The 12,056-nt window shown below is 63.7% G+C and carries 10 protein-coding genes; 9 read left to right on the forward strand and 1 reads right to left on the reverse strand.

All coding sequences use genetic code 11. The annotated features are described in order from the left end of the window. Positions 1 to 21: 21 nt before the first annotated feature. From NBW56_RS05295 to argS, 6 genes are all read left to right on the forward strand, one after another. Positions 22 to 948, forward strand: coding sequence for a dihydrodipicolinate synthase family protein (locus NBW56_RS05295; protein WP_250258251.1), 927 nt, complete (start codon positions 22 to 24; stop codon positions 946 to 948). A 6-nt stretch (positions 949 to 954) separates the two neighbouring features. Further along, on the forward strand, positions 955 to 1,929 hold the full coding sequence (locus NBW56_RS05300; RefSeq protein WP_250258252.1) for an ROK family protein: 975 nt from the start codon (positions 955 to 957) through the stop codon (positions 1,927 to 1,929). Between the two features lie 3 nt (positions 1,930 to 1,932). Then, positions 1,933 to 2,628, forward strand: coding sequence for an N-acetylmannosamine-6-phosphate 2-epimerase (locus NBW56_RS05305; protein WP_126846902.1), 696 nt, complete (start codon positions 1,933 to 1,935; stop codon positions 2,626 to 2,628). Then, on the forward strand, positions 2,625 to 3,539 hold the full coding sequence (locus NBW56_RS05310) for a DUF4862 family protein (RefSeq protein ID WP_126846900.1): 915 nt from the start codon (positions 2,625 to 2,627) through the stop codon (positions 3,537 to 3,539). The genes NBW56_RS05305 and NBW56_RS05310 overlap by 4 nt, the downstream gene beginning before the upstream one ends. A 32-nt stretch (positions 3,540 to 3,571) precedes the next feature. Next, the gene (locus NBW56_RS05315) at positions 3,572 to 5,839 is read left to right on the forward strand and encodes an exo-alpha-sialidase (protein ID WP_250258253.1); all 2,268 of its coding nucleotides are present in this window, start codon (positions 3,572 to 3,574) and stop codon (positions 5,837 to 5,839) included. A 193-nt stretch (positions 5,840 to 6,032) separates the two neighbouring features. After that, complete coding sequence (gene argS / locus NBW56_RS05320) at positions 6,033 to 7,790, forward strand: arginine--tRNA ligase (RefSeq protein WP_250258254.1); 1,758 nt, start codon at positions 6,033 to 6,035, stop codon at positions 7,788 to 7,790. A 24-nt stretch (positions 7,791 to 7,814) separates the two neighbouring features. On the opposite strand, the gene NBW56_RS05325 is transcribed toward argS, so the two are convergent. Next, entirely contained in the window at positions 7,815 to 8,774 is a 960-nt protein-coding gene (locus NBW56_RS05325; RefSeq protein ID WP_250258255.1) for an alpha/beta hydrolase fold domain-containing protein, read from the reverse strand. Between the two features lie 39 nt (positions 8,775 to 8,813). On the opposite strand from NBW56_RS05325, the gene mtnN reads away from it, so the two are divergent. From mtnN to NBW56_RS05340, 3 genes are all read left to right on the forward strand, one after another. Continuing rightward, the gene (gene mtnN / locus NBW56_RS05330; protein WP_126846893.1) at positions 8,814 to 9,599 is read left to right on the forward strand and encodes a 5'-methylthioadenosine/S-adenosylhomocysteine nucleosidase; all 786 of its coding nucleotides are present in this window, start codon (positions 8,814 to 8,816) and stop codon (positions 9,597 to 9,599) included. Positions 9,600 to 9,912: 313 nt separating this feature from the next. Beyond that, entirely contained in the window at positions 9,913 to 11,721 is a 1,809-nt protein-coding gene (locus NBW56_RS05335; protein ID WP_250258256.1) for a BCCT family transporter, read from the forward strand. Positions 11,722 to 11,861: 140 nt separating this feature from the next. After that, positions 11,862 to 12,050, forward strand: a complete 189-nt coding sequence (locus NBW56_RS05340) for a CopG family transcriptional regulator (RefSeq protein WP_250258257.1) — start codon at positions 11,862 to 11,864, stop codon at positions 12,048 to 12,050. Positions 12,051 to 12,056: the final 6 nt, after the last annotated feature.

Here is a 12,056-nt window from a genome sequence, read left to right on the forward strand (position 1 = left end):
GAACAGAAGGAAATTGTTGCCATGGCTTCCCAGGGACGCCTCACGGGCGTCATCCCGCCCCTCGTTATTCCGCTTACCGAGTCGCGCGAACTCGATGTCGAATCGCTCGAGCGTCTCATCAACCACCTCATCGACGGCGGCGTCGATGGCATCTTTGCCTTGGGTTCGTCGAGCGAGGTCGTGTTCCATACCGATCGCATGCGCGAGCGCATTCTCGAAACCGTCACGGGGATCGTTGCCGGCCGCATCCCTGTTCTCGCTGGCGTGATCGATACCGAAACAAACCGCGTGCTCGAGCACGTGAAGGTCGCCCAGAAGTACGGCGTCGCAGGCGTCGTCGCAACCGCACCTTTCTATGCGATTACCGGTCCCGCCGAAATTGAACGACACTTCCGTATTCTCGGCGAGCAGTCCGAGGTTCCCGTCTGGGCCTATGACCTCCCGGTTTGCGTGCACGTCAAGTTGAACCCCCACATGCTCGTGGGCCTTGGCAGCGAAGGGCTTCTCGCCGGGGTCAAGGACTCGTCGGGTGATGATGTGTCATTCCGCCGTTTGACCGCCATGAATCGTGCGTCTGGCAATCCGTTGAGTGTTCTCACGGGTCACGAGGTCGTTGTGGACGGCGCCTACCTTTCAGGTGCTGATGGGTCCGTTCCAGGCCTTGGCAACGTTGATCCCGCGGGCTACGCGCGCATGCACAAGGCATACCTTGCCGGTGATTGGGAAACGGTCCGCAAAGAACAGGATCGCCTTGCGGCGCTCTTCGAGATCGTATTCCAGCCTGTTGGCAAGACCGGCCCCGCAGCTGGCGTGGGCGCATTCAAGACTGCGCTTCGCGAGCTCGGCGTATTCTCGACGAACGTCATGAGCGAGCCGATGACGGCGATCGAAGGCGATGCGGTCGAGAAGATTCGCGGGATTCTCACGGCGACCGGCCTACGAAAGTAGGCGCTCATGCCCGCTGAGTTAACGCGAGTGCTCGCCGTCGACCTCGGCGGGACCAAGATCAACGCGGCCGTCGTGGAACTCAAGGGTGAAGGTGCTCCACACCTCGGGCCCGTGGCTACGGCGCCCACTCCGGCACGCGAGGGCGCCAATGCTGTGGTAGCCGCAGCGGTCAACGTCGCTCACGAAGCCCTTCAGGGCACCGATGGAGACGGACCTCCTCTCGCCGCCATCGGGATTGCCTCGGCGGGTGTGATTGACAGCGCTCGAGGCGTGGTAACCGCCGCAACCGACGCACTCCCGGGATGGCCGGGAACGGATCTTTCCGGCGCTTTCCACACCGAGTTCGAGGTGCGAACCCGCGCTCTCAATGACGTGCACGCGCACGGCCTCGGTGAGGCGATGTTCGGTGCCGGTCAGGGATGCGATTCGCTCCTTCTGGTCGCCGTCGGCACGGGGATCGGTGGCGCCTTCATCACCCAGGGTCAGGTACTCACGGGCTCTCGCGGCGCTGCTGGCCATATCGGGCACGTCCGCACCGCCGGTGTTCCTGGAGTCGAAGATCTCGTGTGCTCGTGCGGACGACGAGGGCACCTCGAAGGTTTCGCCTCAGGACCCGGCATCGCGGCCGAACTCACGAGACGCGGCACTCCCGCAGCTTCGACACGCGAAGTCGCGGACCTCGCCAACAACGGTTCGAGAATTGCGCTCGGCACCCTCATCGATGCAGGCCGGCTCACGGGCCGCGCAATTGGAGATCAGCTCAACATTGTCGATCCGCAGGTCGTTGCGGTCACGGGAGGCGTCGCCTCCGCGAGCGGTGCCGCCGGTGAGGAATGGTGGGCTGCACTTCGCGAAGGTGTGCACGAAAGCGCCATGGATGCCGTTGGAAACACCCCCATTGTGCCCGCGAGCGCGGGCAACCACGCGGCGCTCCTCGGTGCCGCGCATTTCGCATTGACCGATCCCGCCACGGAAGGCTGAATCATGCACCCCGTTGTCAAAGCCCTCGAGGGTTCCCTCATTGTCTCGTGCCAGGCATACCCCGGCGAGCCCATGCGCGATCCCCGCACGATGGCTCAGATCGCCGCTGCCGTCGAGCAAGGCGGCGCAAGTGCCGTGCGTGCGCAGGGGCTCGAGGATATTCGCCAGGTGAAAGCGGCCGTGAGCGGCATTCCCGTAATCGGCATTTGGAAGGACGGCAACGAGGGCGTGTTCATCACACCGACCCTCAAGCATTGCGAGGCCGTATTGGATGCAGGTGCGGACATTCTCGCTCTCGATGGAACACTGCGTGAGAGGCCGGACGGCCTCACCTTCGCGGAAACAGTTACGCGAATTCGCGAACGTAGCGACGTACCGATCATGGCCGATTGCGATAGCGAGGAATCTGCGCTCGCGGCAGCCGAGGCGGGTGCCGACATCATCGGCACGACCCTCGCGGGATACACGGGCATGCGACGAAAGACCGACGGCCCCGATCTTGAACTTCTCGCGAGCCTAGTGGAGAAGCTTCCCGGTCGCGCAGTGGTTGCTGAGGGACGCGTGCATAGCCCTGCCCAGGCGATGGCGTGCCGCGAGGCGGGCGCGTTCGCGGTCGTGGTGGGGACCGCGATAACGCACCCCACATCAATCACCACGTGGTTCAATGCCGCCGTGCGCGGCGTCGGTGACCGGGGATGACCGGTTCACCGGCGTGGATTGCGGGGGCGTATGCCGCTCTCGAGCCCGGCTTGACGGCGGAGCGCGCCGAAAGGGATGCGCGTGAACTTTACGCTGTTCTCGCACAGCCTGGTGCATTCGATGGCCTCGAGCTTCCCTATCGCTCTTCGCTGCCTGATCTCGCCCTCGTGACTGGCGCGCCTTTCACGCGGCACGTCATCACGGCGATTCCGGGGACGATGCAGCGCCTTGCAAAGGACTGCTCTTTCGGCCTTGCCTCGCGAAACGACGAGGGTCGGAAGGCGGCTCTCAACTTCACTCGAGAAGTCGTGCGAGCCTCACGCGACCTCGAGGGCGCCGTCATGGCGATCGAAATTCACTCGGCTCCGTCGGACTGCGCCGATCCCAGCGCCTTTGCTGCCTCGCTCGAAACGCTCATGAGGGAGCGCGCAGAGAGTGACCCCGAGTTCGTGATCGAGCACTGCGATGCGGCTGGCATGCCGTTCCCAGGCGAAAAGCGCTTCCTATCCCTCGAAGAGGAAGTCCACCTCGCGAAGGAAACCGGCGTGGGTATCGCCCTCAACTGGGGTCGCTCCGCGCTCGAAACACGCAATCCCACAACAGCGCTCGAGCACGTCCAGCATGCAGCGCAAGCGGGAGTTTTGCGGGCATTTATGGCATCTGGAGCCGGCGCTGGCACACCCGTGTACGGACCCGAATGGGCCGACGCCCACCTTCCCCACAAGGATCACGAACCTTCATCAATGATGACCGACGACGCACTCTCCTCGTGCGCCGCCGCCGCTGGGGGCAACCTGCTCTACACCGGTGTCAAAATCCAGACCCCTCGGGGCTTTACGGCCTACGAGCGATCTCGCGTGCTCGCACGCGTCGCGGAGCCAATGCGCTCCGTCTTCAGCCGCACGGGATAATCCGCGCGGCACCCCCACCAAATAGGAGTCCAATGATGAATTCCCCCTTTACCCCGTACGCAAAGATGCTCGCCTTTGGCGCCACTGTAGCGCTCACGCTCGGCGCTCCGCTTTCCGCACTCGCGGCCCCCTCTGACACACCGGAAACGGCCGGGGCCTCTGCTGCCGAGTCGAGCTTTACCTCGCAGCGCATCGCCATGGGTGGCGAAGGCGGCTTTGGCAATTACCGCATCCCGGCGGTCATGCAGCTACGCAACGGCGACGTTCTTCTCGCCTACGACGGACGCCCCACGGGCACCGATGCTCCCGGCCCAAACTCGATCCTCATGCGGCGTTCGACCGACGGTGGGAAGACCTTTGGCCCACAGACGGTGATCGCCGCTGGTGAAAAGTCCACACCCATTCATGGCTACTCGGATCCGAGCTTCGTGTATGACGAGGAAACGGGTGATCTTTTCGCGTTCTTCGTGCATTCCAAAGACACGGGCTTTTGGAATAGTCAGGAAGGGCATGATGACGCTGACCGCAAGGTCATGAGCGCCGCACTCGCAGTGTCGAAAGACAACGGCAAGACGTGGGATCTTCGTTCCCTCACCGCGACGGTGAAGCCTGAGGGCGTGCGCGCGACGTTTGCGACGAGTGGCCACGGTATTCAGCTCAAGAACGGTGCCCATAAAGGTCGTCTCGTGCAGCAATACGCGGGAGCCTTCACCGATGGGACCGTTCGCGCCTATTCGGTCTACTCCGATGACCACGGCGCAACGTGGAATATGGGCACGCCGGTAGGCACAAAAATGGACGAGAACAAGGTCGTTGAGCTCGCTGATGGCACGCTCATGATGAACTCGCGTGCCCACGACACGCACACGGCTCGCTGGGTGGCCTATTCGAAGGATGGCGGCGAGACGTGGAGTGAGCCTACGCTCGACCATACGCTCACCGACCCCCGTAACAACGCTTCGATCATCCGCATGAACCCCGCGGCCGCTCCCGAGACTCGCGAGGCACGGGAACTCCTCTTCTCGAACGCCAATTCCTCCGAGGGCCGTAAGAACGGCAGCATCCGCTATTCGTGCGACTCGGGTAAAACCTGGCCGACAATCACGACGTTCAATGCCGGGCCAACGTCGTACTCGGATCTCGTCGCGCTTCAGGACGGCACTTTCGGTGTGTTTTACGAGAGCGCCGATAGTGAGCAGCGCTACGGCTCATTCACGCGGGACTTTGTGAACCCGTTCTGCGCGGCGTTCGGCGAGGCAACAGCCGACATCGATGCGGGAAGCACGAGCGAAGTGACGTTCACGCTGCGCAACGACGACACTCGAGATCTCATCTCTGGCACGGCAGTCGTTGACCTCCCGAAGGGCTGGAACGCACCTGCCGTGACGACCCCGACCCTCAAACCGGGCGAGAGCACAACAATCACCCTCACGGTTTCGGCCCCCGCGTGGGCGTCCAAGGGCGAGGTTCACGGTGAGGTGCGCATCGAGGCTGGCGACACCACGGTCCGCGGCGACCTCGACCTCACCATCGTAAATGCTGCACCCAATACGCTGGGCGCCACGATCGTGGGGCGACCAGGAGATCCCGATCGGGATCTTAGCGAGAATCCATACAAGGTCGGCGACGAGGTGCCCTATACCTTCCGCGTTGACTCAACGGCGAACGTCACCGAGACCGTCACGCCAGTGTCCGGCAATCTCTCCCCGCTTGTTCCGGAAGGACCCGGCAATTGCCGCTGGCGTCATCTCAAGGCCGGCGACGGTTACACGTGCGCGTCCCCCCGCTACACGGTCACGGAAGAGGATCTCGCGCGCGGTTATTTCATCCCCGAAAGCCAGTGGGAGCTTACCGGAACCGGACTCGACCCCGTAACGATGACCGTCACGGGCGAGAAGGTTTGGCTCGTAGCTCCGATCGAGAATCCAGTGGTACCACCGGCGGAAGAGCCGGACAGTACCCCGGTAGAACCGCCAACGGATGAGGCAGGCGAGGAACCGTCGAACTCTTCGGATGGCGACCAGAGTGAGCCGGGCAAGTCAAACGACCCCCATGCCAGCGAACATCCTTCGAAAGACCCGGTCATTAACGGCACACAGCCTGCCGGTTCCCAGCAGGCGTCGCACGCGAATATCGGGAGGCCACAATCGGTAGTACAGCGTTCGGGGCAGAGCGCAATGTCCTCCCGCAGCCTCCCCCGCACAGGAACGTCAGCGTTGCTGACGGCGGCTGCCGCGGCGGGTGTTCTCACCGCGGGCATAGCGATGACGCTCGGGGTACGACAGCGCCGACAGCGCTAAGCTCATCGTCCGCTCCGCGGCACCGCGCGGATGACCCGGGGCGGCCTTGCCGATAGGGCGAGGTCGCCCCCAATGCGCAAGCAACCGTCGGCCCCTCCCGGATACCGCGGTCCCACTCGGCGTGACGAAACCGTCGCTCCCCGCGCCCCCTTCCAGCGTGCCGTAGCACCGCATGACACCGTAGGCTTGGGTTATGACTGCACCGGAACTTGCCCTCACGACCCGTTTCCAGGATGCCTTCGCCGAGGCTTTCGGCGAGGAGTACCGCACCGCTGACCCGATTATTAGGCCGGGAAAGTTCTCGGACTTCCAGTGCAACGCGGCGATGGGGCTTGCGAAGAAGCTCGGCGCGAAGCCGCGGGATCTTGCGCAGCAGATCCTCGACAAAGTACGGCTGGACGACATTGCCGAGACGCCCGAGATTGCCGGGCCGGGCTTCCTCAACATCACGCTCAAGACCGAGTGGGTCGCCTCCCAGGCGGCTGGCCTGCACGGCGATGATCGCCTCGGGGTGGGCAGCCCCGAGAAGGCCGAGACGATTGTGATCGACTACTCGGCGCCGAACGTCGCGAAGGAAATGCACGTGGGGCATCTGCGCACCACGGTGGTGGGTGACGCGCTCGCGCGCGTGCTCGAGTTCGAGGGCCACACGGTCGTGCGTCAGAATCACATCGGCGACTGGGGCACGCCGTTCGGCATGCTCATCGAGCACCTGCTCGAGGTGGGCGAGGATTCGGAAGAGGCGAAGCTCCTCGAGACCGATCCGAACGCGTTCTACCAAGCAGCGCGCGCCAAGTTTGATGCGGATACGGAGCAGACCGATTTTGCGAAGCGGGCCCGCGCTCGGGTCGCGACCCTGCAGTCGGGCGATGAGGCGACGCTCGCGATGTGGACCAAGCTCGTGGGCCTTTCGAAGCAGTATTTCCACCGCATTTACGACATGCTCGACGTGACCCTCACCGATGAGGATCTCGCGGGCGAATCGACCTATAACGACGCGCTCGCTGGCGTGTGTGACGACCTTGAGCAGGCCGGAATCGCACGCGTGTCGGACGGCGCGCTGTGCGTGTTCCCGGCCGGCTTCACGGGCCGCGACGATCAGCCTCTTCCGCTCATTATTCGCAAGTCCGACGGTGGCTACGGCTACGCGACGACCGATTTCGCGGCGATTCGCCACCGCGTGGGTGACCTCCATGCCGATCGCATTGCTTACGTTGTGGGTTCCTCGCAGGAACTGCACTTCCAGATGGTGTTCACGACGGCGCGTGAGGCCGGCTGGCTCCCCGAGAGCGTGGACGCTGAGCATGTGAAGATCGGTTCGGTTCTCGGTGAGGACGGCAAGATTCTTCGCACGCGTTCGGGTTCGTCGCTGCGCCTCATGGCGCTTCTCGAGGAAGGCGTCGTCAAGGCGCGTTCCGTGATTGACGAGCTTCGCCCGGATCTGTCCGAGGACGAGCGTGCGAAAATCGCACGACAGATTGGCATCGGCAGCATTAAGTACGCGGATCTTTCGACTGCACACGATTCGGATTACGTGTTCGATCTCGATCGCATGCTCGCTCTCCAGGGCAACACGGCGCCGTATCTCCAGTACGCGGTCGCACGCATCCGCTCGATCCAGCGCAAGGCCGCGGAGCAGGGGATCTCTGCCGAGCAGGTAGAGGCGGCAACGCCGCGCGTGATCGACGACCCCGAGCGCACCCTCGCGCTTCAGCTCCTGCAGTTTGCGCCTACGGTGGCCGAGGTGGGCGCTCAGTACGTGCCGCACAAGCTCGCGGCGTATCTCTTCGATCTCGCGCAGGCGTTCATGAGCTTCTACGAGAAGTCGCCAATCCTCAAGGACGCGAACGATGAGGTGCGCCTTGGTCGACTCGCCCTTGCGAAGCTCACCGAGCGCACGCTCGTCGCGGGTCTCGACCTGCTCGGCGTGCAGGCTCCCGCGCAAATGTGATCGTGGCCGAGGTCGCTCGGGGATCTACTTCCCGGGCGTCTCGGCGAGGCTCGCCTCGAGAAACTCCCCTTGCTCCTCGAGGAGTCGGGCCATGTCGGCGCCGCGGCGGAGCCTCGGGTTGACGCTAATCTTCCCGGGAATCTCGCGGTAGGTGAGGTCGATTCCTTCACGCTCGAACTGGTGCGTGACGATCCTCGAATCGGTGAGGAACAGGTCCTTCGTGCCAACGCTGAGGTGCACCGGCGGCAGGCCTTGAAGATCGCCGTTGAGCGGCGAAAGCGCAGGGTCATCGAGCGGGGTGCGGCCGGCGTATTTCTTCGCGGCGAGCTGCATGATGCGGCGCTCGTGCACGGGATCGTGCTGGTTCGTTTCGCTCAGTTCGAGGTTTGTGAATTCGAGATCGAGCAGCGGGTTCATGAGCACGATGCCCGCAGGCTTCGCCTCAACGTTTGCGAGGCCGCCGTCGACTCTCGTGTTGACGAGCGAGGCGAGCGACAATGCAAGCCCTGCCCCGCTCTGGTGGCCGGCGACCGCCCAGTTGCCCTGGGTGATAAGACCCTGGTCAGAAAGCCCCTTGATGACTTCGAAAGTGTCCTCGAGGGCCGTGGGGTGCATGTAGTCGGGGCCGTAGCGGTAGTCGATAAGAAGCCCCGCGCACTCACGCGCATCGACCTGCATGCTGAGCCACTCCCAGTCACCCACGAACGGACCCGCCATGTAGCTGCCACCGTGGAGGTACACGATGATGCCGCGGTCGGCCTTGTGCTTGTCGAGCCAAACGGTTCGCGTGCGGTTGAGCAGTTCGATGTCGATCGCGTGCCGCTTCTGCACGGGTGCAGGTGGCTTGACGATTCGCACCTTGCCGAACCCAATTTCGTACACGAAGTTGGGAAGCGGGGTGCGCGTGAGTGTGCGGCCCGCAATGGCGGCGTAGTGCTTGATGCGACCCATGGTGGGATCCTCCTGGCTCGATGCGCGAATCATCTTAAGGCTAGTGTTTCGACCTTACGAGATACTGGCTCCATGACTTCTCACGTTGATGTTCTCGTTGTTGCGGCGATGGCTGAAGAGGCTGCCGCCGTTTCGTCCCTCAGCAAAGACCTTCGTTCCGTCGCGCATCCGTTTAGCGGTGCCGGCACGGGGGTGGGTGCGAGCGCGTCCGGCGAGGTAAGCGCATCGGTGGGCACGCTCGAGTGCGCGGGCTCCGGGGCACTAGGGTCCGACGCTTGCCAGGCTCCCATCGCGCTTGTGACGACCGGTGTGGGCACGGCCGCGGCGAGTGCCGTTCTGACGTGGGCTATCGGGCAGTTTTCGCCGCGTCTCATCGTGAATGTGGGCAGCTGCGGCGGCCTCGCTGAGGACATCACCGTGGGCACGGTCGCCCTTGGTTCGTCCTATGCGTATTCGATCGCGGAGGCCACGGCATTTGGCTACGAGACGGGCCAAGTGCCGGGCGCTCCCGCGCAGTTTGGTGGGGAGGAGTGCGAGGCGCGTGCACGTCGCGCTCTCGAGGCCGTGGAGACCGCGGGCCTTCGTGCTCGTTCGGGCCTCATGCTTTCGGGCGATGCCTTCGTCACGGCCGATATCGCCGAAGGGGTGCGCGCGAAGTTTCCGGGCGCGATCACGGCGGATATGGAATCGTGCGCGTTCGCGCACGTGGCGAATCTGTTGCAGGTGCCTTTCCTCGCGCTACGTGCGGTGAGCGATTTGTGCTCCCCGCGAGCAAACGAGGAGTTCCACATCGGTCTCGAGGTGGCGGCGGAGGCGTCGGCCCAGGCCCTCGCGCAGGCACTGCCTGCCTTGCGGTAGGCCACCCTCCCTCCCCTTTCCTCCTACCCTCCTTCCCGCCTACCCTGCCCCTGGCTCCCTCCCCTATCTGAAAGTGGTGAAAAATCGCCACCTCACGTGTAAAAGCCGAACCCTCACGCCGTTTTTCACCACTCGCCGAACCTGCCCGCGCGCGAGGCAGGGAAGGTGGGGCCTGCCCGCGCGCGGGGCAGGGAAGGTGAGGCCGTTCACCGAACCACGCGCGCGAAACCGCACTTCATGTACGGTGGGGAAGCATAGGCAGCCCTCGGGGCTGCTTTTTCTTGCCCTTTATCCGCACTGAAGGAGGTTGGCCTTGACGAGCGCAACGGCCACGAAACCCACGCGCACCAAAACCCCGCCCGGCACGAACGAGCCGCGCAACTACGGCATGGCAAAGGGGGTCTTCTACCCCTCGGCCGCGATCATCATCGTCGCGATGCTGTTCTCCGTGCTTCTGCCAGAGCAGTTCAGCCAAGTCGTGAGCACGATCAACACGACAATCGTGGAAAGCGTTGGCTGGTACTACATCCTCGCGGCAACGTTCTTCGTTGGCGCAGCAGCCGTTCTGGCGTTTTCGCGCCTCGGCTCGATCAAGCTCGGCAAGGACGATGAGGAGCCGCAGTACGGCCTCATGTCGTGGTTCGCGATGCTTTTCGCGGCCGGCATGGGCATCGGGCTGGTGTTCTGGGGTGCCGCGGAGCCGCTGACGTTCTTCGCCTCAAACCCGCCGCCGAACATCGCGGAGCTTCCCGATGCGGCCCGCGCACCGAAAGCCATGGCGCAGGTGTTCCTTCACTGGGGGCTGCACGCGTGGGGTATCTACGTCGTCGTAGGCCTCGCCGTTGCGTACGCAACGCACCGTCGCGGCCGCCCGCTCTCCGTGCGCTGGGCGCTCGAGCCTATTCTTGGCCGCCACACCGACACGTGGATCGGCAACGTCATTGACACGATCGCTGTTGTCGGCACCCTCTTCGGCGTGGCCACGTCGCTCGGCTTCGGCGTGAACCAGATTTCCGCGGGCCTCGTGCACCTCGGCTTGCTGCCCGATAACCCGTGGCTGCGCTTCGTCATGGTCATCGTCATCACGGGCCTCGCGACTCTCTCGGTTGCCTCGGGCCTCGAGAAGGGCATCAAGTTCCTCTCGAACACGAACCTGATTCTCGCGGGCGTGCTGCTCGTGGTCATGCTCATCCTCGGGCCCACCCTGTTCCTGCTGCGCGATTTCGTCTCGGGCATCGGCAACTACCTGCAAAACTTCATTTCACTGAGCTTCCAGACCCTCCCGTTCTACGGCGATGATGGTGCCTCGTGGCTCAACGGCTGGACGACGTTCTACTGGGGCTGGTGGATCTCGTGGTCACCGTTCGTGGGCGTGTTCATCGCGCGCATTTCGCGCGGCCGCACCGTTCGCGAGTTCATCATGGGCGTCATGCTCGTGCCGACCCTCGTGACGGTCCTGTGGTTCACGGTCATGGGTGGCACGGCCATTTACAAGAGCGTGTTTGAAGGCGCGAACTTCCTCAACGCCGACGGCGGTATCGACAAGGATCTCGCCCTCTTCCAGGTGTTCGAGACGATGCCCGCGAGCAGCCTCCTTTCGGGCCTCGCGATCATCCTCGTGACGATCTTCTTCGTCACCTCGGCTGATTCGGGCGCGTTCGTGGTCGACATGATCGCGCACCGCGGCGATCCGGAACCGCCGCGCACGACCCGCATCTTCTGGGCCGTCACGAGCGGCGCGATCCCCGCGGCGCTCATCGGCATCGCCGCCTACACGGGCTCGGGTGACGCTTCGGGCATGAGTGGTCTACAGGCGCTTGCGCTCATCGCCGCTCTCCCGTGGTCGGTCGTCATGATCGCCATGGTCGTCTCCATGTTCAAGGCGCTGCGCCACGAGGTGCGCATGATTGAGCGTCTCGAGCTGCAGATTCGCCGTCGCGAGCTCGTCGAGCACGTGACCGACCACGTGACCGAAAACGTCTCGGACCAGGTGGCCGATCAGGTCGCCGACAAGGTCTACGAGCGCGTGGCTACGGAAACGGGCCAGATCGACCTCGGTGCGATCAGTGCTCCCAAGGCAGCACCGGTCAAGGGTACGCACACGCACCGTTCCCTCGACTAGGTCGCGCATAAGCGCAAGGACTGATCCGTCACTCGAAGGGTGTGGCGCTGGGCTCACCGCAGCCTCGCGCCACACCCTTTTCGTATGATCCTGGGCCCTTTGGCCCTTTTTTCTCGTTCCTAGGTAGTTAGGTTTGAATCATGACTACCTCAAGTTCGGCCTATTCAAAGCGCCAATTCAATGTGCAACTACCGATCGAGCTCATCACGCAAATCAAGCACGCGTCGATCGATGAGTCGATGACCCTTTCGGAGTTTGTCGAACGGCTTCTTCGCTCGGCTCTCGAGGAGCGAACCGAGCCCGCTGACGAAGGCGCTGCCGCAGCCTAACGCTTG

This window comes from Dermabacter sp. Marseille-Q3180, from assembly GCF_940792985.1.
GTDB classification, from domain to species: Bacteria; Actinomycetota; Actinomycetes; order Actinomycetales; family Dermabacteraceae; genus Dermabacter; species Dermabacter vaginalis.

Coding starts and splice junctions, on each gene's coding strand:
- NBW56_RS05295 (WP_250258251.1), top strand. CDS start 22: ATGGCTTCCCAGGGACGCCTCACGGGCGTCATCCCGCCCCTCGTTATT.
- NBW56_RS05300 (WP_250258252.1), top strand. CDS start 955: ATGCCCGCTGAGTTAACGCGAGTGCTCGCCGTCGACCTCGGCGGGACC.
- NBW56_RS05305 (WP_126846902.1), top strand. CDS start 1,933: ATGCACCCCGTTGTCAAAGCCCTCGAGGGTTCCCTCATTGTCTCGTGC.
- NBW56_RS05310 (WP_126846900.1), top strand. CDS start 2,625: ATGACCGGTTCACCGGCGTGGATTGCGGGGGCGTATGCCGCTCTCGAG.
- NBW56_RS05315 (WP_250258253.1), top strand. CDS start 3,572: ATGATGAATTCCCCCTTTACCCCGTACGCAAAGATGCTCGCCTTTGGC.
- argS (WP_250258254.1), top strand. CDS start 6,033: ATGACTGCACCGGAACTTGCCCTCACGACCCGTTTCCAGGATGCCTTC.
- NBW56_RS05325 (WP_250258255.1), bottom strand. CDS start 8,774: ATGATTCGCGCATCGAGCCAGGAGGATCCCACCATGGGTCGCATCAAG.
- mtnN (WP_126846893.1), top strand. CDS start 8,814: ATGACTTCTCACGTTGATGTTCTCGTTGTTGCGGCGATGGCTGAAGAG.
- NBW56_RS05340 (WP_250258257.1), top strand. CDS start 11,862: ATGACTACCTCAAGTTCGGCCTATTCAAAGCGCCAATTCAATGTGCAA.